Genomic DNA, 24,560 nt, shown 5'->3' with positions numbered 1-24,560 from the left:
GAAAAACTAGATTCCCGGGCTCCAATGTCGTCCTTTGCCCTTATTTCCTTGCCTGCGTTCCGTACATATTGCGTCATATTTTTTATTCGTAAGCTATACATATTATGCAAACAGAATGTGGTAAATTTTTTCTTCATTTTGATTTATGAAAATATTCATTTAGCATATGGATAACGACACATTTCCAATGGAAACAAGCATTTTGATTCATTCATCCAGCAAGTTCTGTTTTGGAGTGCATATATTGAATATACATCTTATTGCCGATACAGCGTATTTTATCCTGCTGCTTCTCTTTATCGTTCGTCCAGGACCGAAAATTCCCGTTTGAGTCAAGCTTGTGACCTGTGGAATACTCTTTCTTTTGTTCCGGTATGGTTCGACAACCATGAAAAAGAGCTTTAAATCCTTATACCTATAGACTCCTAGTATTTTCATCATGAAAATGCTCAATTCGTCTTGACGATGACTGGCTTACGTTATATGCTACGTTATGAAACCGCAACCAATATATAAACGACCGTACATCGGCGTGTTACCAGTAATGGGCATGAGCCAAGCAACGGACGATATCAGGATACGTCTATCGTATGCCCGTGTCTCCTTGTCTTGGCTCTTTTTTGCGTTATTGTGAACGACCGAGGTCCATTGTAGCGGTTACATGCAAAAAAGTCGGGCCGCAGTGCCCTTTCTGTCTTTTCGGATGACACCTGCCGTGTTATTCTGCAAGCAAGAGGTGATTATCGGAATGAACAGAGACCATCGGATTTTACATGTGGAGCGCGTAGTCGGCAACAATATCGTCATGGCCTGCGATCAAGTGACCGGCACCGAATATGTGCTGCTCGGCAAAGGGCTCGGCTTCGCCGCCAAAAATGTGCAGGAGTTGAGTACGGCAGACGAACGGATTGAAAAGCGGTTTAGGCTGGAAGACCGGGAGCAGATGATGAACCATCCGACCTTTTTTGAAGATATGGATGCGCCGGTGATGGAAGTCTCCGATCGGATTATCCAGCTGATCGGACAGACGTTTCCCGAGCGATTGAATGACAAGATCTATCTCGCGCTGCCCAGTCATATCCAGTTTACGGTCTACCGGGTGCGGCATCGGATCGAGATCGTCAATCCGTTTTTGCAGGAGACCCAGATCTGCTTTCCCCAGGAGTATGAAGTGGCGCTGCATGCGCTGAATATGATTCGGGAGACATTCGGGCTGGAGATCCCCGAGGATGAAGCCGGGTTTCTGACGTATCATATTCATTCGGCCATTACCCACGTCCCTGTCGGACAGCTGGTGAAAATGTCTTCCCTGCTCGGCAAGCTGCAGCAGATGATTGAGGACGAGCGGCAAATGACGTTCAAACAGGGCAGCATGAGTCAGGTTCGCCTGATGATTCATCTGCGGTTTGCCCTGGAACGGATCGTACAGGGATCGATGGTCGACAATCCGCTGATCCAGCATATTCGCGACCAGTACGCCGATGAGTACCAACTGGCTTCACGGATGAAGCTGGTCATGGAACAGGAGCTGCAGCTGTCGGTACCCGAAGATGAGGTCTGTTTTTTGACCATGCATCTGTACCGGCTGTTCCGCACCCACAGGCCGGACAGCTGAACCCGCTGCCTGATTCATTCCTGCCGATAATCGCATGTACCCGGACAGCAGACCGCCTCTGGCACAGCTGTCCGGCTCGTACAGGCTGCACACTTTTCGATCTTTCTCATGAAAATAATTTTCATGATTTGGATAAACAGCTGAAATAAATGCTGCATAGAGTACAATACGAAAACGGATAATTTATTTACCAAATGAATGATCCAAAGGGGGATTACCATGCTACAATTTTTGCAAAAAATCGGACGCTCACTGATGCTTCCGGTAGCCACACTGCCTGCAGCCGCCATTCTGCGCGGATTCGGCCTGATCAACTATGAGACGGATATTCCGCTCGGCTCTGCGGTAGGCGGCTTTATGAACCATTATATCGGTCCGCTGCTTACAGCCGGCGCCGGTGCCATTTTCGATAATCTGGCATTGATCTTCGCCGTAGGTATCGCAATCGGGATGGCCCGTGACGCGGTTGCCGCTCTGTCTGCTGTACTCGGTTATATGATCCTGACAGCGATCCTCAAGGAAATCCCGGGGATTATGGGTTACATACCGGATGATGTAAAACTGAATATGGGTGTACTCGGCGGTATTCTCGTCGGTCTGTGGGCAGCCTACATGTATAACCGTTTCCACAATATCAAGATGCCGGACTGGCTGGGATTCTTCTCCGGCAAGCGTTTTGTTCCAATGATCACGGCGGCCACAACGATTATTCTGGCGTCCCTGATCGGGATGATCTGGAGTCCGATCCAGGATGCCATCTCCGCATTTGGCATGTGGGTCGTTAGTCTGGGCGGATTCGGTGCCTTCGTATTCGGTACCGCCAACCGTCTGCTCGTTCCAATTGGTCTGCACCATGTACTGAACTCGATCGCTTGGTTCCAGATTGGGGATTATACCAATGCAGCCGGCGAAGTTGTTCACGGTGACTTGACCCGTTTCTTTGCCGGGGATAAATCGGCAGGCATGTTCATGTCCGGCTTCTTCCCAATTATGATGTTCGCGCTGCCCGGTGCGGCGTTTGCCATTATTCATACGGCACGTCCGGATAAACGCAAAGCGGTCGCTTCGATCTTTATCAGTGCGGCGGTCGCTTCCTTCCTGACTGGTATTACCGAACCATTGGAATTTGCCTTTATGTTTACAGCACCGCTGCTGTACGTCGTTCATGCGCTGCTGACCGGTCTGTCGGGACTGATCATGTATATGCTGAATGTGAAGCTGGGCTTTGGCTTCTCCGCCGGTCTGATCGACTATCTGATCAACATGAAGCTGGCGACCAATCCGCTGCTTATGATCCCTGTCGGGCTGGTATTTGCTCTCGTGTATTATGTACTGTTCCGCTTCCTGATCGTGAAGATGAACCTCAAGACACCGGGACGCGAAGACGATGACAGCATCAATAGTTCATCGAACGTACCGGATAAAAACAGCCCTGCTCCAACTGCTGCAGCCATTACAGCTGACAATGGTGACAGCAAAGCGGCTCTCGTGCTCAGCCAGCTCGGCGGATCGTCCAATATCGACAGTATCGATGCCTGCATCACCCGCCTGCGTCTCGTCGTCAAAGACGATCGTCAGGTCAATGATGGCGAACTGCGCAAGCTCGGTGCTGCCGGAGTCATGCGGCTGGGCAGTGGAGCGGTACAGGTCATTTTCGGTACCCAATCCGAAGCGCTCAAGGATGATATCAAGGATATTATGGATCACAAAGCGTAAATAACAGTTCTTCCGGAACTGTGGTATTAGTGAACCGATCGGTTATCCTGCAAGCAGATCAAAGCGTACAGTTGTCCTTCATGGCAGCTGTACGTTTTTTATTTTGCGTAATATTTATCTATGCTCTGGTACCGGAGCTCTCTGCATCTTCTGCATGTTTCGCATATAATTATGGTAGAACGACTCATTTCTTCCCGGAGTTGGGTAAATACATATCGTATCTTATACGGAACGGAGGCTGTACATGCATCACTTTAATGAAGTATTTATTGAAATTCTGATTCTGCTCGCAGTGTCCCTGGCCGTTATTGCTGTCGCCCGCAAGCTGCGCCAGCCGGAATCCATTGCGCTCGTACTGGTCGGGCTGCTGCTCGGTACGGTAAATATTCCGGTACTGGAAGCGGCCGAGACGTATATTACCCAGTCTAATGTATTCCAGGCGATCATCATCTCGTTGTTCCTTCCTGTACTGCTCGGAGATGCTACGCTGAAGATGCCTTTTTCGCATTTGCGTGCACAATCACGACCGGTTATCGCTCTCGCACTCGGCGGGACCCTGCTGTCCTTCCTGTTCGTTATGCTCGGTTCCTATTATCTGATCGGCCTGCCGCTGGTAATCGCGGTTACCTTTGCTGCCCTGATGAGCGCGACCGATCCAATCAGCGTAATTTCCATTTTCAAATCGCTGGGTGTGTCGGAGAAAATGGTAACCACGATGGAAGGCGAATCGCTGCTGAATGACGGTATTGCTGTTGTGCTGTTCCAGATTTCCACCGTTTATCTGCTGACGTATATCAGTATGGGCTGGCTGGGATTTGGCAGTGGAATCCTGCTGTTCCTGCAGTTTGCTGTAGGTGGTCTAGCTGTAGGAGGTATTCTCGGCTTCCTGTTCTCACGGTTGATCAGATATTATGACGACTATCCGCTCGAGATCGCTTTCTCGATGCTGCTGTTCTTCAGCTGTTACTTTATCGGAGAGCATCTGCAGGTATCCGGCGTGATCGCTGTCGTTACCGGTGGACTCGTATTCGGTAACTATGGTAAAAAGATTGGCATGTCCGCGGTTACCAGTCAAAATATCAATACATTCTGGGATGTTATCACCTTGATCGCCAACTCGCTGATCTTCCTGATGATCGGGCTGGAGATCCGCAATATCAGTTTTGCCGATAAATGGGGCATTATTGTACTCGCTATCGCAATTGTGCTGGTCGCACGTACTCTGGCGCTATTCATCAGTCTGTTCCGGTCCAAAGATTTCTCCACTCCAGCCAAATGGGTGCTGAACTGGGGCGGTCTGAAAGGCAGTCTCTCCATCGCACTGGCACTCAGCCTGCCGCTGGAATTTGAAGGCCGGGAGACCATACTGGTGCTGACATTCAGCGTTGTCCTATTTTCCCTGATCATCCAGGGGCTGACGATCAAGCCGCTGATTATGAAGCTGGGACTGATTCCCGCTCCTTCGCCTGCTTCAGATTCTGCCGGACAGCAGAACGGACAGCATTGATCTGGTACAGATAACAGACATTGTCGGCAAAATGGAGTTTACAGAAACAAACAGCCTCGGTACTCCCAATGGAGCGCCGAGGCTGTTTGTTATCTGATCAGTATGATCTGGTGGTATATCAGTATTCCGATTTCCATTCCGGTGAGTGCGGGCTGGTCCTGCTTATTAGAACTCATTATGATATAGCCCCAACTGCATAGAATGACACTTGCAATCTCTATCGTCAAGGCTTGCATAACTTTCCAGCTCCATCATATCAGATAACGGTTAATAAGCTGTAGAGCTATTATGCAAAGGAGCGATAATTATGCCAGAAAAATTCGACTACGATATCGACTATTCCACACTCAATCTGCGTGAACATCCCAAATTGTACCGCGTCGGCAAAGGGGAACAAGGTGTGCTGATGGTCGAACCTTACAAAGGCGAGATTCTCCCTCACTGGCGCTTCAAGACGCCGGAAATTGCTGCGGAATCCTCGGAGAAAATCTATGCCATGTTTCTGGAATACAAGGAAAAGGGCGACTTTGTCGGCATGGATATGGCGCGCAAATTTTTGCAGATGGGCTATACCCGCGCCCGCCGATACACCAACCACAAAGGCGGCCGCAAGTATGATGAGAATGGTGAGGTTCTTCCTTATACGAGCGACCCGGTCAAAGCGGAATCGGCCCGTATTTTCAAGTTAAAATGGGATGAAGCCAAGCAGGACCCCGATTACATCCGCATGAAAAAGGAGCATCAGCAGAAGTATGGCTAAGCTCCACACCGTTTTTATTGCTTGTCCAGATGGAATCGCTTATATCACTAATTGATCATTACTTACGATAAAGCTGCTATAGATTACTGCTTTGTCCATAAAAGAATTATGATTCCAAATGCTTGGTTCCTGTTCCACTACGGCCGAACTGCTGCACATAACAAAAAGCCGGCACGACTGGTACTATGATTCCAGCCTTGCCGGTCCTGTTATTATATAGTCATTATGATGCGGCACACCATCAGGAGGACGCTTTTTCTTCATAAATAACGACCGTTTCGCTCACAGGCTCCCACTTCACCGTAGCGCCCAGCGCTTCACTGACCACGCGTACCGGTACCTGAATGGTACCCTTTTTCATCACGGGGGCGGCCTGCAGACTTACCTTTTTCCCGTTAACTTTGGCAGCCTTTTGGTTTACATATAGTGTAATTGTTTTTCCGTCCTTTACTACGGTAACGGACTTGTCCTTGGCATTCCATGTTACATCGGCAGACAGTGCTTCGGAGACGACGCGGAAAGGAACCAGTGTGGTACCGCTCTGTACAACCGGAGCAGCACCGGTCACCTGCTCGCCGTTAACGAACAGATTCAGTTCATCCGATTTGTCTGCTGTCCGGTTTGTCAGCTCATCCAGACGCTGGTAGCTGTCCAGATCGGCTGGATCAGCCTGGATCACCTGTTCCTGCAGACCGGCTGCCTCTTCTACATTGCCGTCTGCTTCCAGCAGGTCAGCAGCTTTGGCCAATGCTTCCTTGGGCTCGCGGATCTGTTCCAGCTCGCTCTGCATCTCCGGGGTAAGCTGTGCCTCATAGCGGGTCAGCAGCAGATTCGCCAGCACCTGACCGGCCGGTTTATCCTTTACATTATTCATGGCGTTCAGCAGTCCTTTGTAGCCCTGCTTTCCTTTGGAACTGTCATATACATCATCGGTTACACCTGCGGCTTTTGCGGATGTGTTATCTTTATCATGACCGTTGGCATGACCATTTCCGTTATTCGTTTTTTCCTTTTTCTCTTTTTCCTGCTTGTCTTTGTCCGGCTTATCTTGCTCTACAGCTTCGGCATTGTCCGCAGCGGGTTGGTCCGCTGCTGGAGATGATATTACCGTCGGTTCAGTCGTAGGAACTGCAGGTACCTCTGTTACAGCTGGTGCTGTAGTCTCTGCCTGTGTACCGGTTACGCTGCTGTTGCTGTCCTTCTGCTTTTCGCTGGACTTGTTCTGTTTGCTCTCCGATTTGGAGCTGGACTTGCTGCCCTGGTCGGACTTCGCCAGTACCGGGCCTGCCGTCATGCCGGTGAGCAGCAGACAGGTGAGCAGCAGGATGGATATTTTTTTCATGCCTGTATCCCCTTTTGTTTATAATCAGGCTTGGTGTATAACTTAGATGCCTATAACATATAACGGCAGCACACATCCATTTATTAAGGTGGTGAGACATTTGATGAAAATTAATGAACTGGCCCGCAAGCTGGGGGTCTCTGCGCGGACGATCCGCTTTTATGAGCAAAATGGGCTGTTGGAACCTGCACGGGAGGAAGACAATCGGTATCGCGTATTTCATGAAGAGGATATCTGGCGGCTGCAGACGATTATTGCTCTGCGGGAAGCCGGTATGCCGGTCAAGGAAATACGGGCTGTACTGGAACCGGAAGGCATGCCCGACAGCGCACGGCTGCGCTATTATCTGGAGCTGCAGCATTCGATTCTGACGACCCAGTGGCTGGAGATGAAGCGCATGACCGAGACGACCGCCCAGATGATTGAACTGCTGCGCAGCCGTCAGGAGCTGCCGATCAGGGAAATCTACCAGCTGGCCGAGCATTCCCGGAATCTGCGGGAGATTCGTCAGAACTGGCAGGATCACTGGAACTTTGACCAGCGGGCACAGGATCATGATGATTACGTCAGGCAGAGTACCGCGGAATACCCTGATTATGAAAAAGCCCTGGACAGCACAGTGCGTGCCGTCCAGGCGATTGAGGGGGAATATGGACTGGATCTTGGTACGGGTACCGGCAATCTGGCCGGTCGGCTGCTGCTCCAGGGCGTCCGGATGTCCGGTGTGGATCAGTCCCAGGAGATGCTCAAGCAGTGCCGGGCCAAATTCCCGGATATGGATCTGCGTGCCGGAAATCTGCTCGCTATTCCGTACCCGGATCAGAGCTTTAACTTTGTCGTCTCCAGCTTTGCCTTTCGGCATCTGAATGCAGAGCAGCAGCTGCTGGCTCTGCTGGAGATCCGGCGTGTACTCAAGCCGCATGGACGGATCTGCATCACCGACCGCAGCAGCGTCATTTCCGAGGAAGGCGTATCCCATGCGGATCTGCTGCTGCATTGGCTGAATGAGCACGGCTGTATTGCCAGCCACCTGAATCCTCAGGCCGACTGGTTTACCCTGCTCGCCGTCTCAATCCGCTGAGACAGCACTTTCTTTACTTGTTCATGCCGGTTTGGACCGCTTTCCAGAAGGATGCATCTTCCATACCAAGCGCCCAGACCGAAGCGCCGCCCAGCTGATACGCAGGAACCAGATGTGCTTTTTCTTCTATACTTCTGGCATTTTCATACCAGACGACATGCTTGCTGCCCTGGCTGTCCGTATAGTTAAAGTATGGTGAAGAAGTGGCTGCATCCCATTTCACCGTTGCGCCGGTCTTCTGCAGCAGAGCTGCGATATTTTTGCCGGCGATCTGGTGGTGATCTTCTTCACGATTCGTTGTCAGGTTCCAGTCATACCCATAATCCGGCAGACCGATCAGCACTTTGGAGGCAGCGACCTGGGAGACGGAGAATTTCAGTGAATCCTCGATCCAGCCTTTGCTTGCTACAGAGCCCGGTTCGGACCATGGACCATGTTCGTCGTAGGTCATCACCTGGAGGAAATCCACATACCCGCCAAGAGCCGCATAATTGTACGCACCGGACCAACCGTTAGACGGATCATCCTCGGTCTTGGCCGGAACGGATATGATCACCTTATAGCCCGCCGGACGCAGTGCATCCGAGACGGATTTGACGAAGCTGGTCAGCGCATTGCGATCACTGGCCATTACACTTTCAAAATCAATATTCACGCCGGTATATCCGTTCTTTTTGACGGTATTAACGATATTTTGCACGGCTTTTTGACGTACGGATGAGTTCGTCAGAATGACATGTGCCAGATCGGGATCAAAATCACTTGTACCAAAATTCGAAAAACAGGCATAGGTCGCCAGCGCATGCGATTTGGCGTACGACAGTGCCTGCGTTGGCACATCCCCGACTACCCCGCCTGCGGTAGTCATGTTGAATGAATCCGTTGATACACCGGTCAGATAGTCATGATAAGTCGTGAGTGCCTGATAGGAAGCATCATCCGGCGTATAATACCCGAGTACGCTGGCTGCCTCTGCTCGTGCCTGGTCCCCTGCAAATCCAACCGTTCCTGTCAGCAGCAGCGCCAATGCCCCGGCTGCTGCCCATTTTCCAAATGCCATGTGTATTCCTCCATTCTGCGAATGATGAAGCGGATAAAAAGAAAACCGCCCTTTCGGCGATCCTGTGATAAGGATACCTTAAAAAGGCGGTATTGTAAAAATATAGATATCTTATATGAATAATTGGAATATGATTGTTCAGCAGGATCAGACTGGTGCAGCCATCGGCACATTGTCCGGCGTTTCCGGCTCTTCGTGCTGTACGAGTGCATGTTTCTCCCAGGCTCTGCTCTTCCAGCGGAAGTACATAATGACGGCACGCACCCATTCATCGGCGGCAATCGCCAGCCAGATACCGGCCAGTCCGAGGTTCATTTTGAACACGAACAGATAACCGAGCGGCAGGCTCATGCATACCATGGAGATCAGTCCCATATACACCGGGAACTTGGCATCGCCCGAAGCACGCAGCGAGTTGATAATGACAATATTGCAGGTTCGTCCGGTCTCCAGCAGGAAGCTGAGCAGAATGACCTGTGAGGCCATTCGGATAATCTCCGGATTGTCGGTGAACATGCCGATCAGCGGTTCGCGCAGCAGAATAATGAGCACGTCCATGACCAGTGTTGCACCCATCGCCCATTTTACACTGTTCCATACGCGGTGGTAGGCTTCTTCCTTGCGGTTCGCACCGACCAGACGACCGACGATGATCGCTGTACCCATACCGATCGCAATACTGAACAGATAGATAAAGGTCGAGATATTATTGGCATACTGGCGGGAAGCCATCGCTTCACTGCCCAGATACGTTACATAGAAGACGAAGACCAGCTGGCACATCTGGTAGGTAACCTGCTCTACTGCAGAAGGCACGCCGATTTTCAGAATTTTGAGAATGTATTCCTTGGACATGCGGAAGTAGTCAGCGATCTGAATACGTACTTCCATCACTCGGTACATCAGCCAGAAGAAGATGACTACGCAGACCAGGCGGCTGATAATCGTGGAGACAGCTGCGCCCTGTACGCCCATTTGTGGCAGACCCCAGTGACCGAAGATCAGCAGGTAGTTCAGCCCCACGTGCAATACGTTCATGAAAACAGAGACAAACATCGTTTCTTTGGTAAATCCGTACGTACGGATAACCGCCGCCAGTGTGTTGATGAGAGCCTGCAGGAAGATGGCTCCGCCGACGATGGCGATATAACTCTCGGCCAGCGCCAGAATCTCACCCTGCAAATGCATGGCTTCCATCAGATGTCCACCGAAGAACAGGAAGGTGGTACTCAGGAGCAGGCCAACCGACAGGTTCAGCGTAATCGCCAGTGCCGTGATCCGGCTCGCCTCCAGTACTTTGCGTGATCCAAGGTACTGGGCTACGACGATAGCGGCCCCGTTGCCGATTACCTCCAGGATCAGTATAGCGATTGAAATAACCTGATTGGACGTGCCGACAGCTGCTACCGCATTATCGGATACGTCGCTCAACATTAATGTGTCGACGATTCCCATTAACATAAACAGGAATACTTCGAGGAAAATCGGCCAGGTCAGACGGAACAGGTTGAATTGTTTGTCGGCTGCCGGGCTGTTATCGTGTGTAGGGTTCATAGCGCTCATGATGTCACCTTCCTTTGTGTTCATAGTGGGTGTAATTATGGCAGTTCGTGACTGCAAAATCTTCACGTTTTTACATGAAGATAAAAGACAATGTACGACGGGTATCTGTAAAACTCTACGTATCTTAGCATATCCATTTTCCGATTGCACTACTAAAATTGAAATTTTCTGAAAAATTTACATAGTTTTTGTTTCGTTCTTATCAAATACGGGTATGTAAGGGTTTTAACGCAAAATTTATGATACTTTTTACATGGAGTTTATACATACTTTCATAAGCAAGCAATATAGCAAAAAAGCGCAACCTGTATTTTCCTGACGGAAAACGGTGCGCTTTTTTTGGAATTGTAGGCTGTCTGCTTATTAATGTTCTGCCAGTGTAATTACAACTGCATTGTATCCGGGCTTTAGTGACATGGGATTTCCCTGGATCGATACACCAAACTTGTCATCCAGTGTGCCTGCAATACTCAATGCGGTCTCCTCGACCTGATTGTTGAACAAATCCAGCTTATGCGGAGCATAATAGGTCAGATAGGCATTGCCTACCTCTTTCAGGCTGGCCTGGGTCGTGTAGGTGAGGAACAGCTGCTTTTTGTTGCCTGCCAGCTGCTCACTGACTTTGCCTTTGACTGCGTCTGACGGAAATGGGAAGTCTGCCGGCAGGTACTTGCTCGTAATGATGCCTGTCGTCATACCAATCGATGGAACTGCCGCTTTCTCTTCCACAACGGGACCGATCGGACCATTCGTTACATTGCTTGCGGCAATCTCGGCTGCATTCTTGGCAGCTGCAATATACTGGGAAGCTGCAGATGGTTTACTGCTTGGAGCTGGTGCTGCCGCTGAGCTGGATGTATCTGCTGCGGTACCGGAAGCGGCTGCTGCGCTTTTGTCCGTGCTGCCTGATTTGGTTGTGGTCTGAGTGGTGCCGCTGTCGGATACTTTGCTGCTGCTTTTGGTTGAAGCCGCTTCGCTGCCTGGCTTGATCAGTATTTTATTATTAACCGGATCAAACAGAATGCTCGTATTCAGCGTCTCTCCAATGGAGCGGACCGGCAGATAGGTGGTACCCTGGTACGTAATCGGTGCCAGCTTGTCGCCGTTGGAATTGACCGGCGTATAGGCCTTACCATCCATCTCGATACTGATCCCGTGGTTTTTGAAAGCAGAGATTTTCTCCATGTTCGCACCTGCATATACACCTGCCGAGCCGGTGAGCAGCATACCTGCAACGGCGGCGACTACAACCCATTTCTTTTTACTCATCGTCATCATTCTCCTGTCTGTTCTTAGGTTCGTCGGCATCTATGGGAGGCGAATCCACTCTGATCCTGGACTCGCTATTCTGGTCAAACCCTTGCATCCCTGCGCGTAATGGCTCAGGTGCTTTGTTATATTATCGGTTAAAAGAAGGCGGACAATTATATTCTATAAATGGATAATATTACTTTTGTTATTCTTTTTTCGACCATTGGGATGGATGTGATGTGAATGCTGGGTTAGATGCAAAAAAACGCCTGCTGGGGGTGGCAGGCGGTCATTATGTAGTTGGATTTGGATAGGGACGTAAGGATAGCAGTGATAGCTCTTGCTGCAGCCACTCCAGAAAGGAATAAGGGCCTGTCCTCCGGTTAAGCCTGGAGATCTTTTATTAATGGGTGGGAATGAAGATCTCCAGGCTTAAAGGTCGTCCAGATCCCTTATTTCCTTTCTTCCGTTCTGTGCGTAAAGTTTGGTTTACTGCTTCTCTCGTTAAAATCTAAGATCTAGCCACGGGTATGCTGCCAGTGTTTCGTCAGGCTTTTTTGAGTAAAATGGAGTGGATGATCTGCAGGGTGATGCAGCCCATATATAATAGCAGCATCAGTACCTGATTGGCTGTCAGGGGTAGGAATGCCAACAGGGTCAGCGTATACATGACTGCGATGTAGCCAAGCATGAAGTAAAAGGTCAAATAAATGGCTCTATGCCGGATGGCATCGAGGCGCTCATCGCCACGAATAAAAAATTGCTCATTGATAAAGGCCCAGATAAGTAAAATGAGTGCTAGCCCGATATTGGGGATATAGCTCAGCCAATCAATAGGTCTGCCGAGCTCCCGATTAACATGAATACTATCGATCATTACGTAAATCTGAAACAAAGCCACCAATATAAACAGAATTCTTATGACCAAGGGATGCTTCCGCTGCTGTGACACTTGCGTTTTGCTCATAAAGGTTCCTCCTCCAAAAAGAAAATATGCTCTACTGTCGTCCGGAATACCCGGGCCATATGCAGGGCAAGCGGCAGGGACGGATTGTATTTGCCGCGCTCGATCGCATTGATAGTCTGACGGGATACACCCAGCATGTTTCCCAGCTGTTCCTGCGAGTAACCGTTCAGTTCGCGCAGCAGTTTGACTTCATTTCTCAGATGATGCTCACTTCTCATGCTTACCCCTCCACACTTCCATTTTTATGGAAAACAGATCCGATGTCAAGTTTACTTTACACAGATCAACTGCTTAATGCTCTCTATATGAGTACTTTTCGGTATATCCAGCGATTATTATGTACAAAAAAAGCAGCTGATCCACTCGGGAACAACTGCTTTCTTCTATTAATAAGTGTAATAATCATATAGGCAATTATTATATCGATGCCATCTTTGGGTCAGATGTTCGTCTATCCGGCAGTTCTCTCCTGCTGTTACCTACGTATTTGTTCCTGCCAATGCAGCTGTTCGCACCTCAATCTTCCGGATCGGAGCGATAGCGCTCGGTCTGTTCACGGATATGACGATCATAGCTGTTCTGGTGCAGCCAGACATTATTGTTGATGCTTGCTACTTGTCCAAGACCGAACAATACGGCAACAATCAGGAAAATCATTCCGTACGCGTACATAAAGTAACCGAGATAAAAACAGGCTATAATCCCCAGCAGCAGGGCCAGAGACAGGATGATCAGCAGACGGATCATGACTTTTTTCATAGGTTTCTCCTTTATAATTAACTATGATTCGATAGGGAATCTCAGGACATGACAGCAGTTGACTTACTTATGACTTAATTTTAACAAATTTTCGTAAAATATAGCATGACTTTTTGCAAAGCAGGAGTATAATGAAATACGCTTGCCCGTATGTCCATATGGGCACAGCCCCGACAAAGTACTGCTTGAGATATGCTGAATAGGTGTATATAAAATTTAACATTTATCCTATTGCTGTATCTACGTATCCATCCGCTGTATATACTCTATGGCAGTCCACTCGGCAGGCAATGATTTGTGGTAACCAACTAAAATCCATTTAATTGATGAAACGAGGGTGTAAGATGTTTGGCAAGGTAAAGCGTGTATTAATCGGAAGACCGATGAAGTCAGCAGAATTGGAAGCCGAAAAGCTGGGTAAGCTTAAAGCGCTCGCGATCCTGTCTTCCGATGCGCTATCATCGGTGGCTTACGGTACAGAGCAGATTTTGCTCGTACTGATGGTCGCCGGATTTGCAGCATTATGGTATTCCGTCCCGATCTCCATTGCAGTATTGGGACTGCTCGTTATTCTGGTAATTTCGTATCGCCAGACGATTTTTGCCTATCCGACAGGCGGTGGAGCGTATATTGTCGCCAAGGATAATCTGGGGCAGGCGCCCAGTCTGATCGCCGGCGGCTCGCTGCTGGTCGACTATGTACTGACGGTAGCAGTTAGCTCGTCGGCGGGAACGGATGCGATTACGTCCGCATTTCCGATCCTGCATGATCACCGGGTAATGATTGCCCTGATCATGATCGTCTTCCTGACGCTGATGAATCTGCGCGGGGTGACCGAATCGGCCTCTGTGCTGGCGATTCCGATCTATCTGTTTGTTATTTCGATTTTCTTCCTGATCATCAGCGGGGTGATCAAGTACATGACCGGAGGCATCGAAGCGGCAGCGCCGGAGTTCGGTACAACGGTCTCCAATGTGAGTCTGTTCCTGCTGCTCAAGGCATTCAGCTCGGGCTGTTCGGCACTGACCGGGGTTGAGGCGGTATCCAATGCCATCCCGAACTTCCGCCAGCCGGCAGAACGCAATGCGGCAGCAACCCTGCTCATGATGGGTCTGATCCTCGGCAGTATGTTTATCGGAATTACCCTGCTCGCGTACTGGTACGGTATTCGTCCATCCGGTACCGAGACGGTCATCTCGCAGATTGCCCGGATGACCTTTGGCAGCGGGATCATTTATTTCATCATACAGGGTGTGACCGCACTGATCCTGTTCCTGGCCGCCAATACAGCCTACTCGGCTTTCCCGCTGCTGGCCTTTATGCTCGCCAAGGATAAATACATGCCGCATATGTTCATGGTACGCGGCGATCGTCTGGGCTTCTCCAACGGTATTATTTTCCTCAGTCTGGCTTCGGCTCTGCTCGTTATCGTGTTCCATGGAGAGACCGACAGTCTGATTCCGCTCTATGCGGTCGGTGTATTTATCCCGTTCACGCTGTCCCAGCTCGGTATGATGGTTCGCTGGATCAAGCACAAACCTGCCAACTGGGTACTGAAGTTTGTCATTAATACGATCGGTATGCTGACGACGCTGTCGATCACACTGATCTTTATTTTCACCAAGTTCGCCCAGGTGTGGATTATCTTCATCTTCCTGCCAATTGTGGTGTACGTGTTCTACAAAATCTACATTCACTACCAGAACACGGCCGAACAGCTCCGAATTGATATTACTACGGACAAGCCGCAGATCAAAGGCAATACGATCATCATTCCGGTCGCCGGCATTACCCGTGTCGTGATGAATACGATCAGTTATGCCAAGACGCTGTCGCCAAATGTGGTCGCTGTCTATGTCGGCTTTGACGATGAAGCGATTCGCAAAATGGAAGACAAATGGGAACAGTGGGACCCGGGTGTACGCCTGATCGTGCTCAAGTCCCGTTACCGCAGTATTCTGGGACCGCTGCGCCGGTTCATTGATACGGTGGAATGGAAGACTTCCGCTACCGATCATATTACGGTCCTGATTCCGCAGTTTGTCACCAAGCACTGGTGGGAGAGCATTCTGCATAACCAGACGAGTCTGCTGATGCGTGCTTATCTGATTAATTACAAGGATGTTGTCGTTGCCACTGTGCCTTATCATCTCAAAAGCTGATCCTTGATCGGCCGCAGTACGTTTCCATCTGGAGCCCCTCGATAATAGAGGGGCTTTTTTGCTGTGCTGAGGCGCTCATGATAGCGTTTAAATTCCTGTTTTACATTTCCAGTATTTTGTTGGATAATGCAATTGTACTGGGTATTATATCCATAAGAATCAACCTATCGCCTGGAGGGATATTAATGAATATGAAAAAGAGCACAGCGGTCATTGCTGCCGCCATGCTGGCTTCGACTCTGGCTTCATCCGCTCATGCTGCATCCGATCTGACGGTACCGGCAGCCGAACCTTCCACTATAGCGACTCCTTCTGTACCGACAGTTCCATCTGTACCCAAGACACCATCGACATCACAGAACAGTTCGTCCGGTGGTACAAGCTCGGGGACGCAGGGCAGTTCTACCAATCTGGCGACTTCGCTGGTGAACACGGCAGGATTCAGCTCCGCCAAGCAGTTCACGGGATACTTTGCCAATCTGAAGCGTGCTGTCGCCAACGGCAACCGCGAATCTGTCGCCAAACGGATCTCCTATCCGCTGGTCGTGAATGCGGCGAATGGAACGAAGCGATCCATCTTGAACCAGAAGCAGTTTCTGAATGAGTATACTTCCATTATGACGTACAATGTCCGCCGGGCACTATCTAATCAGAATGTAAACAACGTCATGGTAAGTTCCCGCGGGGTCATGATCGGCAACGGCCAGATCTGGATCGGCGCGATTGATAACAAACCGGGCATCTACGCGATCAATCTGTAATCATATCGCACTCAAAGCGTAGTCCTGTTGAATACAACGCTCTGGCATACCGCTGCATATGCAGCGCAAAGGCGGCCTATCGCCCTCGGAAGAGGAGAATAGGCCGCCTTTTTGTCATGCTGTGATGGTATGGAATCTATATGAATCATTCGGATAGACTGCCGTAGAACCGGGATTATTTCTGGACAGCAGGCTTCATGCTGCGTGAGCGGCCGGTTGTACGGATACGCCGGGATTGCCACAGCCCCTGCAGAGCTTCCAGATTGGTCAAAATGACGCCGATCAGTACCACCGCTGCCCCTCCAGCCATGATCCAGCTCAGTGGTTCGCTGTACAGCAGCCAGCCCAGCAGCAGGGCCAGCACCGGTGAGATATAGAGCCATGTTGAAGGAAACACCGGATTCGTGCGGGAAATTAGCCAGTAGAACAGCGTATGTCCAGCCATCGAGCCGATAACGATCAGATACGCCAGTGAACCGAGCGCTTCCGGAGACAGCACTGCGTCCAGGTGTACCTGTCCTCGCTCAGTGATCAGCGACAGCACGAGCAGCATCCATCCGCCATGGATCAGCTGTGCAGCATTCTGGGAGACCGGCGAGATATCATGCAGTGCTGTTGATACCTGCTTGGAATAGACGGCTCCGCCCGCATAACCGATCTGTCCGACCACGACGACGATACAGGCCATGATCCATAATCCGTGATAATCCCCTGCTCCCGACAGTCCGGGCAGCATGAGCAATCCCACGCCAGCCAGACCGATCGCAGCTCCGGCAAAAGCCAGCACAGGCACCTTTACCTTTAACACCAGTGCGCGGATCAGCAGCACCATCGCCGGACCGGTTGCGGAGAGCAGTGCACTCACTCCGGAGGTTACATATTGTTCCGCCCAGTACAGGCAGGCAAACATTACAAAAGTCATACTGGCACCCGTGATCAGCGTCTCCCGCCGCCACAGCACCGAGAAACTCGCCTTGCCGCGTGCACGCATAATGAGCATCAGCAGCAGACCTGCCAGCACGAAGCGCATCCCTCCACTCCAGAATGGCGGCAGCCCCGCATCTACACCTATCTTGATGGCCAGAAAGGTTGTGCCGAAAATAACACACATCATGGCATAGCCAAGCATAATCATCTGTCACTCCTCCTCTTTGTTCTGTTATTGTAAAAGAAACACAACAGAACAGATGGACATGGACAGAACAGATTTACACAAGCAGTCGTTCGCAAAAGGTATGATAAGTCCAGCAAGAAGTTCACGACCCATGATTCACCAATAGGAAAGGAGCCCGGCGAACCATGTCCCATTCCCCTTTGAAGCCCAATATTTCACTATCCGATCTGCACCCTTATGAGCCGATCGATAATTCCATAAATTTCCATAAAGAAAAGAACTCATTTCAGCAGATCAGCGATTATATGGAAGCACGCATTCGGCGCGGAGACTGGCAGGCTCACGAGAAGCTCCCTTCCGTACGCCAGCTGTCCCAGGAGAGCGGCATGCATAGACTGACGGTACTCAAAGCCTATCAGCAGCTCAAAGAGTCCGGCATCCTCTATTCACGTCACAAATCCGGCTATTATGTGAGCCCACCCGCAGCCGGCACACTGACCCATGACAGCGAACTGGAGCCATCCCTCTTTCAGGGAAATATGGGCGAGCTTCGTCATCTGCCGGCACGCTATCAGTTCTCTCATGCGCTCATCGATCCGAACCTGCTGCCCAATCATTATTTTGCCGAATATATGAAAAAGGTATTCGATCTGTATCCCAAGCTGCTCGGCACCTATGCCCATATCCAGGGAGATATGGAGCTGCGGGAGATGCTGGCCCGTTACTTTGGGCGGACGGCTTCCTTTCATATCGATCCCGAGGAACTGCTGATCACAAGCGGTGCCCAGCAGGGCATCTATATCGTCGCCGAGACCTGGATACGACCGGGCGATCATGTGCTGATCGAGTCTCCCACCTATGCCACCGCACTGGATGTATTCCGGCAAAAAGGGGCCCGGCTGCTGCCGGTTGGCATCCACAGTGGAGGCTATGATATGCAGGATATCGAGCAGAAAATGCAGCAGTACCGGCCGCGGATTTTCTATCTGAATCCGACTTTTCACAATCCGACCGGGCTCTGCATTCCGGCTGAGCAGCGTAAGCAGCTGGTCGATCTGGCCGTGGAGTATCAGTGCCTGCTGATCGAGGACGATACATGCAGCGATATTTATTTTGACCGCAAACCGCCTGCTCCGATCTTCGCTTATGATACGGAAGGATATACCATCCATATTCGCAGCTTCAGCAAATACATCTCGCCCGGTCTGCGCATCGCCTGTATCGCGGCTCGCAAACCGTGGATGTCCCGACTGCTGACAGCCAAGTCGCTGGCCGACGGCGGTACTCCGCTGCTGAACCAGAAGCTGTTCCTGCACTACTTTATGTCCGATCGGCTGCATCGTCATCTGGATAAGCTGCGCATCGCTCTGCGGATTCGCATGGAGATTATGCAGGAAGAGCTGGACCGGGCAGGCTGGCAATATGAGCAGCCGCAGGGCGGGCTCAGTCTGTGGGTGAGAGTGCCGGAGCATCTGTCTGTCCCGCATCTGCTGCGGGAATGTCTGGCCCGCCAAATCAGCTTTGTACCGGGCTCGCTGTTCGATGCGGCAGAGCAGTCCGGCCAGTATATCCGGCTCAGCTTTTCCTTTGCCAGCGAGACACAGATCCGCGATGGGATGCGCGAACTGCTGAGTATTTCCCGGGACATAAATGTGCAGCGAAGCTCCATAAAACGATGAATAAGTTTGTGTTATGGAATACCCATAGCCAGCTGGCCGTTCTCAATTGAAGCTTATTTATCGTCCTGCCGGTCTATCATTGGTGCTGATCAAGATGCATTTTCAGCACTAAATAGCATTAGCAGACAGCACAAAAAACCTGATATTTTGCATTTTTTGAAAAATCAGGCTTCATGTGCTCTCCAGGCGGTCTTCCGTGGACCGCCTTTTGCTGTGCAATTGTGCAGTTATATATGGTAATGAAGATAAATTATTGGAACTATTTATACATTACAATAGGGCATTATAACAGGTTTTATTGGGCTTTGGGTGCTTCACGATAAGGGTCATCCAGCTGCAGAGTTAGCGGCTGGAGACGCAGCATTCCTTTGTCATAACGATAGACAGCGTCGAGCTCACCAATGAACTCGCTCGTACCTGCCTGCAGCGAGTAGGCGGCATGGATCTGATTATCCTCTACCGTATACTGCTGAACATCTCCGCCATGAATATAATTCTGCTCATTCGCTGCCGGCGGCTGGGTAAATCGTTCCAGCGGAATGGTGGTCACCCGATCATTCACATGCAGCTGAATCGAAGAAGCCTCCAGCTCGGTCGTAAACTGGCGCTGTACCGAATTGCTGAGCGGCTCGACCGGTATCGATTCGCCGTTCTGGCGGAATACCTGAATCGCATTCAGATACGCACCGGTGCCATAGCCATACGTCAGGTTAACGATAATCTCCTGCTGTCCGTCTCCATCCAGATCCGCCTCACTGATCAGCGGCGCGTAGGAAGGGTTGCTTACCTGCGTTCCTGGCAGAGTACACTGGAACATTGGCGTATGCAGGGACAGGTTATGATAATTGCCGTCTTTGCCAAGAGCACCTTCAATCGTAATGCCGAGCTGGTCATCGGTCATGATGGTCTCCAGCAGTCCTTCCGGTTCTCCGGGATCGACAGGTGCCACTTCCTGGCCTTCCGCATGGATAGTACTTACGAGTACTGGCGAACTGGTGGCGGCGGTCTGACAGGAATGCAGACGGGCTGCAGATACTGTCTCAATACAAATGGCGCTCAAAATGACAGTCAGAAATACCCATTTTTTAATATTCTTTTTTATATTCAAAGGAGTGCCTCCCGGTATAATATGCTTTAGGTTGATATTCAGATGATACATGTCAGTGTTACAGGCTCCGCTTCGGAAAAATCAGATACAGCGGAGCCGGTATCTGACTGGATTATTCGTGTTCTCTCTTTATGCTACGCGTTGAAGCACAGAATTACCAGCGAAAATTGAATTTTTCCGAACATCATATTCAAATCATTGGAAATAGCAAGAAGCAGTACATAAATATTACCTGTACAAGAGGACAAATAAACATCATTAAGCCTCCTAAACGAAAAATAGATGCTGTTCATAGCACAGTAAAAATCAGCTGTCATTTATCTGTCATGGAACAGAGCAGGATATACGCTCTATAGAAAACAACCAGCTGTTAATATGTAATGATAACCATATAAACAACAAAAAGCCTGTTCGATCTGCATTCTCTTCCTTTGCAGACCAGACAGGCTTGGGGATGATACGGATGCTTCACTTCCAAATTAGCGGCGGCTGCGCATCATACGAACCATCAGCACAACGAGCAAAACCAGAAAGACCAGTGCCACCAAGATAATGGAACCGGTGATGAACAGGCTGGACCAAACAATATGCATTTCTTTCCCTCTTTTCCAAACTGCTGTTATGTAAAAAAACCATCTTCATTTATTTACCATGCTAACTTTTTATGAAACAATTGGTCTGCTGCTCGCTCTTCCGCTCTATGGAAAAATTTACTTTTACGGGATGGTCATTTACGATATGATAATTGCTAAAAAGCAGTACATAAGGGGGAAGCGATTATGGTAGATCAGGCGATTACAGAGAATGTAATCCGTGCACGTACCAAGCTGCGCAGAGACACGTTGGTATCGGTACTGGATGAATTTGATGCGAATATTATGAATCTGAGTCCACACAAACGGGCCGAGAAATACAGCAAGATGAGCCAGACGGCCTTTTCCTTTTTCCGGGGAAGTGCGTATCTGTTCTATTTTGATGCGACAAGGCATTATTTCCCGTATCATACACCGGCAGAGCGGCCGACATGGATTCAGGGGGACCTGCATTTTGAGAACTTTGGCGCGTTCCGTAATGAATCCGGTGATATCGTCTACGATGTGAATGACTTTGATGAAGGGTACGTCGGCTCGTATCTGTACGATATCCTGCGCATGTCCGTCAGTATCGCCCTCGTCTGCCGTCAGCTCGGTTATGATACCCAGCAGCAGTTGAACATGCTGGAACATTATATTTTGTCTTACTACAAGCAGATCCGCTGCTATGCCGAAGGCAAGGAGAATCCCGCCAAGTTCATCATGGATGAAGGCAATGCCAAAGGCCCGGTCCGCAAACTGCTGCGCAAGCTGGAGAAGCGCCGTCAGGGACATTTCCTCGAAAAGGTAACGGCCGTGATGCAGAGCGACCGTGTCTTTCTGGAAAATAGTGAGCTGGTCATTCCTTCTGCCCGCGAGCAGGAGCTGCTCGAACAATCATGGGAATCGTATCAGCAGACACTGCTCTGCTGTGAAGACGATGTGAATCACTACAAGATCAAGGATATCGCCATCAAGCACGGCTCCGGTACCGCCTCGATCGGACTGGATCGCTATTATGTGCTGATCGAAGGCGGCGCGACCCAGGAAGGCGAAGATGATCTGATCCTGGAGGTCAAGGAAGTCCGTGCGCCGGTACCGGCGTATTTCCTGCCGTATACGGAATCGTTCTGGAACACTTTTGGTCACCAGGGCAAGCGTGTCACTACGACCCAGCAGGCGATGCACCACAAGGCCGATCCGTATCTCGGCTACCTGACCCTGGATGAGCGGGACTTCTACGTGCGTGAGCGTTCTCCGTACAAAAAGCGGCTGAAGCTGGAAAATATCCAGAGTACCGACGATATGCAAAAAATCCTGTCCACGATGGCCAAACTGACCGCCAAAATGCACTCCCGTGCCGATCAGGACGTCAGCGAAGGCATTCTTCCCTACCACAGCGAACGTGAAATCAACAAAGCGATGGGCAGCAAACCGGAACCATTTGTCCATCATATCTCCCGCTGGGCGTATGCGTATACGGACCAGGTGGAGCGGGATTACCAGCTGTTCTGCGAGTGGGCAGCTTCCTTTTCTATCCAGGCAGACGATCCGGCCGCCAATGAAGTCGAAGCAGACCGTTAAGCGCCAGCTGCTCTGATCGACCCATTCGGATGATATAATATGCGCTTGTACCCTCATTTTGTACATCCATTCCGTACATCATCAGTACGCAGCATACCAACCATTACAGATAACTTTTGTTCCATAATAAAGAGACCGTACTTCCTGTTGGAAATACGGTCTCTTCTCTATTTCACTTCATTATTTACTTCATTCTTCCGGTTATCTCATTCACCCGTCTTTATTTTACCGAGCCGCGTGTTACCCCGCTAATGATCCACTTCTGTGCAAACAGATAAATGATGATCATCGGCAGCATCGCCAGCAGATACGAGGCGAAGGCCAGATTATAATCCGTATTGAACTGTCCCTGGAAAATATACTGCACCAGCGGCAGCGTGTACATATCCTGGTCACTGATAATAATGAGCGGCAGCAGAAAGTCGTTGTACGTGGACAGGCAGACGAGAATACCGACTGTCGCATTGATCGGAGCCATCAGCGGGAAAATGATCCGCCAGAATGTCCCCCAAGTAGTCGCTCCATCCACGGTTGCTGCTTCTTCCAGCGCTACCGGAATCGAGCGAATATAGCCGACATACACAAATACGTTAAACGCCAGCGCATATACCGTATGCAGAATCGTCAGACCGACCAGATTGGTCATATGCAGCGATGCGGTCAGCTTGACGATCGGCAGCATGATGATCGGGAACGGAATGAACATCGCGCTGACAAAGTAGAAATACAGTCCTTTGAAAAACTTGCTGCGCTCCATATTGCGTCCGATTGCATAGGCGACCATCGAGTTGGTCAGCAGCGTCAGCACGACCGTCGCTGTCGTTACCAGTGCACTGTTGCGGAATGCCTGGAAAAAGTTCGTGACCTCAATCGCATTGGCAAAGTTATCAAACCGCCACTGTTTCGGCAGGCCGAACAGCGACTGGGCCATCTGCTGCGGGTCTTTGAGTGCAATCGTGAGTGCCATGTAAAGCGGGAACAGAATGATCAGCGTCCCGATGGCAACCAGTATATTAATCGGCCAGTTGATGCGTGCATTTTCCTTCATTACATGTCCATCTCCCTTCTTTGCAGGAAGCGAATCTGCAGAATCGAGATCACGGCGATAACGATAAAGTAGATAACCGAGTTCGCCGACTGATACGCGAACTCTCCACCTTCAAATCCGCCGGTATAGATCAGGAAAGAGATCGACTGGGTCGCCCGTCCGGGTCCGCCATTCGTCAGAGCGACGATCTGGTCGAACACCATCAGTGCATTTTTCATCGCCAGTACCATATTGATCGTGAAGAACGGAGCGATCAGCGGGAACGTAATGCTCCAGAATTCACGCCATTTACCGGCCCCATCCAGACTGGATGCTTCGTACATATCCTTGGAGATCGTCTGCAGACCGGCCAGATACAGAATCGTATTCAGCGCGATACTCTGCCAGACCGCTACGATCACGACGCCGATCCAGGCCAGATTTTCATTACCGAGTATGTTCGTGGACAATGCGTTGATGCCTAGAGACTGTCCCCATACGGTAAATACGTTGGAGAACAGATAGTTGAATATGTAACCCACGATCAGTACGCTCAGAATATTCGGCAGGAAATAAATACCTCGGAAAAAGTTCCGGAATTTGATGCTCGCATTCAGCCCCAGTGCGATCAGGAGGCTGAATACGTTAACGAGAATGGTGACCACAACCGCGAACTTGATCGTAAACCAGTACGCATCACCGACCACATTATCCGTGAACAGGTTGATATAGTTGCGCAAGCCGATAAAATCATACGTTTTACCGAATCCGTTGTAGTTCGTAAATGAATAATAGACCCCCTGAATCGCCGGCAGCGTCAGGAATAGAAAGAATAGCAATACGGCCGGAATCGTCATCCAGTAATAGGTGGACATCCGTTTGGACATGTGTCTTCCTCTCCCTTCTTGGCTTCCCATCATTACATTGCATCA

General features: G+C 50.0%; 20 protein-coding genes. 9 read left to right on the top strand and 11 right to left on the bottom strand.

Features of this window, described 5'->3' with window-relative positions; translation table 11 throughout:
* The first annotated feature begins 748 nt into the window (after nucleotides 1-748).
* The 4 genes from WH45_RS01955 to WH45_RS01940 all read left to right on the top strand — a co-directional run bounded on the left by WH45_RS01955 (nucleotide 749) and on the right by WH45_RS01940 (nucleotide 5,598).
* A complete protein-coding gene (locus tag WH45_RS01955; RefSeq protein WP_046212696.1) occupies nucleotides 749-1,615 on the top strand; it encodes a PRD domain-containing protein in 867 nt (288 codons plus the stop codon).
* Nucleotides 1,616-1,834: 219 nt separating this feature from the next.
* Nucleotides 1,835-3,331, top strand: a complete 1,497-nt coding sequence (nagE, locus tag WH45_RS01950; RefSeq protein WP_046212695.1) for an N-acetylglucosamine-specific PTS transporter subunit IIBC — start codon at nucleotides 1,835-1,837, stop codon at nucleotides 3,329-3,331.
* Between the two features lie 244 nt (nucleotides 3,332-3,575).
* The gene (locus WH45_RS01945) at nucleotides 3,576-4,838 is read left to right on the top strand and encodes a cation:proton antiporter (protein WP_046212694.1); all 1,263 of its coding nucleotides are present in this window, start codon (nucleotides 3,576-3,578) and stop codon (nucleotides 4,836-4,838) included.
* A 307-nt stretch (nucleotides 4,839-5,145) separates the two neighbouring features.
* Nucleotides 5,146-5,598: a DUF4385 domain-containing protein gene (locus tag WH45_RS01940; protein WP_046212693.1), complete on the top strand. Its 453-nt coding sequence runs from the start codon at nucleotides 5,146-5,148 to the stop codon at nucleotides 5,596-5,598.
* A 241-nt stretch (nucleotides 5,599-5,839) separates the two neighbouring features.
* Here WH45_RS01940 and WH45_RS01935 read toward each other — a convergent pair whose 3' ends face one another.
* Nucleotides 5,840-6,940 (bottom strand): copper amine oxidase N-terminal domain-containing protein, encoded by a 1,101-nt coding sequence (locus WH45_RS01935; protein WP_052723573.1) that lies wholly within the window; start codon nucleotides 6,938-6,940, stop codon nucleotides 5,840-5,842.
* 103 nt (nucleotides 6,941-7,043) lie between these two features.
* Between WH45_RS01935 and WH45_RS01930 the strand changes: the two genes are divergently transcribed.
* On the top strand, nucleotides 7,044-8,021 hold the full coding sequence (locus WH45_RS01930; protein WP_046212692.1) for a MerR family transcriptional regulator: 978 nt from the start codon (nucleotides 7,044-7,046) through the stop codon (nucleotides 8,019-8,021).
* Nucleotides 8,022-8,034: 13 nt separating this feature from the next.
* Here WH45_RS01930 and WH45_RS01925 read toward each other — a convergent pair whose 3' ends face one another.
* From WH45_RS01925 to WH45_RS01900, 6 genes are all read right to left on the bottom strand, one after another.
* Nucleotides 8,035-9,081 carry a glycosyl hydrolase family 18 protein gene (locus tag WH45_RS01925; RefSeq protein ID WP_046212691.1) on the bottom strand — a complete coding sequence of 349 codons (1,047 nt, stop codon included), beginning with the start codon at nucleotides 9,079-9,081 and terminating at the stop codon, nucleotides 8,035-8,037.
* 147 nt (nucleotides 9,082-9,228) lie between these two features.
* Complete coding sequence (locus tag WH45_RS01920; RefSeq protein ID WP_046212690.1) at nucleotides 9,229-10,644, bottom strand: MATE family efflux transporter; 1,416 nt, start codon at nucleotides 10,642-10,644, stop codon at nucleotides 9,229-9,231.
* Between the two features lie 363 nt (nucleotides 10,645-11,007).
* Nucleotides 11,008-11,913 (bottom strand): hypothetical protein, encoded by a 906-nt coding sequence (locus tag WH45_RS22685; protein ID WP_052723572.1) that lies wholly within the window; start codon nucleotides 11,911-11,913, stop codon nucleotides 11,008-11,010.
* Nucleotides 11,914-12,442: 529 nt separating this feature from the next.
* Complete coding sequence (locus tag WH45_RS01910; RefSeq protein ID WP_046212689.1) at nucleotides 12,443-12,862, bottom strand: hypothetical protein; 420 nt, start codon at nucleotides 12,860-12,862, stop codon at nucleotides 12,443-12,445.
* Entirely contained in the window at nucleotides 12,859-13,080 is a 222-nt protein-coding gene (locus WH45_RS01905; protein ID WP_235338219.1) for a helix-turn-helix transcriptional regulator, read from the bottom strand. The genes WH45_RS01910 and WH45_RS01905 overlap by 4 nt, the downstream gene beginning before the upstream one ends.
* Nucleotides 13,081-13,378: 298 nt before the next feature.
* On the bottom strand, nucleotides 13,379-13,621 hold the full coding sequence (locus WH45_RS01900; protein WP_046212688.1) for a hypothetical protein: 243 nt from the start codon (nucleotides 13,619-13,621) through the stop codon (nucleotides 13,379-13,381).
* 344 nt (nucleotides 13,622-13,965) lie between these two features.
* Here WH45_RS01900 and WH45_RS01895 point away from each other — a divergent pair, with 344 nt between their 5' ends.
* Together WH45_RS01895 and WH45_RS22680 are read left to right on the top strand one after the other, a co-directional pair.
* Entirely contained in the window at nucleotides 13,966-15,783 is a 1,818-nt protein-coding gene (locus WH45_RS01895; protein WP_046212687.1) for an APC family permease, read from the top strand.
* Nucleotides 15,784-15,968: 185 nt separating this feature from the next.
* Nucleotides 15,969-16,544, top strand: coding sequence for a hypothetical protein (locus tag WH45_RS22680; RefSeq protein ID WP_052723571.1), 576 nt, complete (start codon nucleotides 15,969-15,971; stop codon nucleotides 16,542-16,544).
* 175 nt (nucleotides 16,545-16,719) lie between these two features.
* Here the strand turns inward: WH45_RS22680 and WH45_RS01885 are convergent, their stop codons facing one another.
* Nucleotides 16,720-17,679 (bottom strand): DMT family transporter, encoded by a 960-nt coding sequence (locus tag WH45_RS01885; RefSeq protein WP_046212686.1) that lies wholly within the window; start codon nucleotides 17,677-17,679, stop codon nucleotides 16,720-16,722.
* A 164-nt stretch (nucleotides 17,680-17,843) separates the two neighbouring features.
* Between WH45_RS01885 and WH45_RS01880 the strand changes: the two genes are divergently transcribed.
* Nucleotides 17,844-19,337 carry an aminotransferase-like domain-containing protein gene (locus tag WH45_RS01880; RefSeq protein ID WP_046212685.1) on the top strand — a complete coding sequence of 498 codons (1,494 nt, stop codon included), beginning with the start codon at nucleotides 17,844-17,846 and terminating at the stop codon, nucleotides 19,335-19,337.
* 295 nt (nucleotides 19,338-19,632) lie between these two features.
* Here the strand turns inward: WH45_RS01880 and WH45_RS01875 are convergent, their stop codons facing one another.
* Complete coding sequence (locus WH45_RS01875; RefSeq protein WP_046212684.1) at nucleotides 19,633-20,445, bottom strand: hypothetical protein; 813 nt, start codon at nucleotides 20,443-20,445, stop codon at nucleotides 19,633-19,635.
* 779 nt (nucleotides 20,446-21,224) lie between these two features.
* On the opposite strand from WH45_RS01875, the gene WH45_RS01870 reads away from it, so the two are divergent.
* Complete coding sequence (locus WH45_RS01870) at nucleotides 21,225-22,601, top strand: DUF2252 domain-containing protein (RefSeq protein WP_046212683.1); 1,377 nt, start codon at nucleotides 21,225-21,227, stop codon at nucleotides 22,599-22,601.
* Nucleotides 22,602-22,821: 220 nt separating this feature from the next.
* Here WH45_RS01870 and WH45_RS01865 read toward each other — a convergent pair whose 3' ends face one another.
* Both WH45_RS01865 and WH45_RS01860 read right to left on the bottom strand, forming a co-directional pair.
* Nucleotides 22,822-23,649 carry a carbohydrate ABC transporter permease gene (locus tag WH45_RS01865; protein ID WP_046212682.1) on the bottom strand — a complete coding sequence of 276 codons (828 nt, stop codon included), beginning with the start codon at nucleotides 23,647-23,649 and terminating at the stop codon, nucleotides 22,822-22,824.
* On the bottom strand, nucleotides 23,649-24,515 hold the full coding sequence (locus WH45_RS01860; RefSeq protein WP_046212681.1) for a carbohydrate ABC transporter permease: 867 nt from the start codon (nucleotides 24,513-24,515) through the stop codon (nucleotides 23,649-23,651). Before WH45_RS01860 ends, WH45_RS01865 begins: the two co-directional genes overlap by 1 nt.
* Between the last annotated feature and the right edge of the window lie 45 nt (nucleotides 24,516-24,560).

Source organism: Paenibacillus wulumuqiensis (genome assembly GCF_000971965.1).
Taxonomy (GTDB): domain Bacteria; phylum Bacillota; class Bacilli; order Paenibacillales; family Paenibacillaceae; genus Saccharibacillus; species Saccharibacillus wulumuqiensis.
The sequence above is the reverse complement of the archived record's forward strand: the minus strand, read 5'-3'. Positions and strand labels throughout refer to the sequence as shown.

Excerpts from the sequence above, each read along its gene's own strand:
- WH45_RS01860 (WP_046212681.1), bottom strand. The coding sequence starts at position 24,515 with ATGTCCAAACGGATGTCCACCTATTACTGGATGACGATTCCGGCCGTA.
- WH45_RS01940 (WP_046212693.1), top strand. The coding sequence starts at position 5,146 with ATGCCAGAAAAATTCGACTACGATATCGACTATTCCACACTCAATCTG.
- WH45_RS01865 (WP_046212682.1), bottom strand. The coding sequence starts at position 23,649 with ATGAAGGAAAATGCACGCATCAACTGGCCGATTAATATACTGGTTGCC.
- WH45_RS01885 (WP_046212686.1), bottom strand. The coding sequence starts at position 17,679 with ATGATTATGCTTGGCTATGCCATGATGTGTGTTATTTTCGGCACAACC.
- WH45_RS01955 (WP_046212696.1), top strand. The coding sequence starts at position 749 with ATGAACAGAGACCATCGGATTTTACATGTGGAGCGCGTAGTCGGCAAC.
- WH45_RS01895 (WP_046212687.1), top strand. The coding sequence starts at position 13,966 with ATGTTTGGCAAGGTAAAGCGTGTATTAATCGGAAGACCGATGAAGTCA.
- WH45_RS01920 (WP_046212690.1), bottom strand. The coding sequence starts at position 10,644 with ATGAGCGCTATGAACCCTACACACGATAACAGCCCGGCAGCCGACAAA.
- WH45_RS01945 (WP_046212694.1), top strand. The coding sequence starts at position 3,576 with ATGCATCACTTTAATGAAGTATTTATTGAAATTCTGATTCTGCTCGCA.
- WH45_RS22680 (WP_052723571.1), top strand. The coding sequence starts at position 15,969 with ATGAATATGAAAAAGAGCACAGCGGTCATTGCTGCCGCCATGCTGGCT.
- nagE (WP_046212695.1), top strand. The coding sequence starts at position 1,835 with ATGCTACAATTTTTGCAAAAAATCGGACGCTCACTGATGCTTCCGGTA.
- WH45_RS01870 (WP_046212683.1), top strand. The coding sequence starts at position 21,225 with ATGGTAGATCAGGCGATTACAGAGAATGTAATCCGTGCACGTACCAAG.
- WH45_RS01900 (WP_046212688.1), bottom strand. The coding sequence starts at position 13,621 with ATGAAAAAAGTCATGATCCGTCTGCTGATCATCCTGTCTCTGGCCCTG.
- WH45_RS01930 (WP_046212692.1), top strand. The coding sequence starts at position 7,044 with ATGAAAATTAATGAACTGGCCCGCAAGCTGGGGGTCTCTGCGCGGACG.
- WH45_RS01925 (WP_046212691.1), bottom strand. The coding sequence starts at position 9,081 with ATGGCATTTGGAAAATGGGCAGCAGCCGGGGCATTGGCGCTGCTGCTG.
- WH45_RS01935 (WP_052723573.1), bottom strand. The coding sequence starts at position 6,940 with ATGAAAAAAATATCCATCCTGCTGCTCACCTGTCTGCTGCTCACCGGC.
- WH45_RS01880 (WP_046212685.1), top strand. The coding sequence starts at position 17,844 with ATGTCCCATTCCCCTTTGAAGCCCAATATTTCACTATCCGATCTGCAC.
- WH45_RS22685 (WP_052723572.1), bottom strand. The coding sequence starts at position 11,913 with ATGAGTAAAAAGAAATGGGTTGTAGTCGCCGCCGTTGCAGGTATGCTG.
- WH45_RS01910 (WP_046212689.1), bottom strand. The coding sequence starts at position 12,862 with ATGAGCAAAACGCAAGTGTCACAGCAGCGGAAGCATCCCTTGGTCATA.
- WH45_RS01905 (WP_235338219.1), bottom strand. The coding sequence starts at position 13,080 with ATGAGAAGTGAGCATCATCTGAGAAATGAAGTCAAACTGCTGCGCGAA.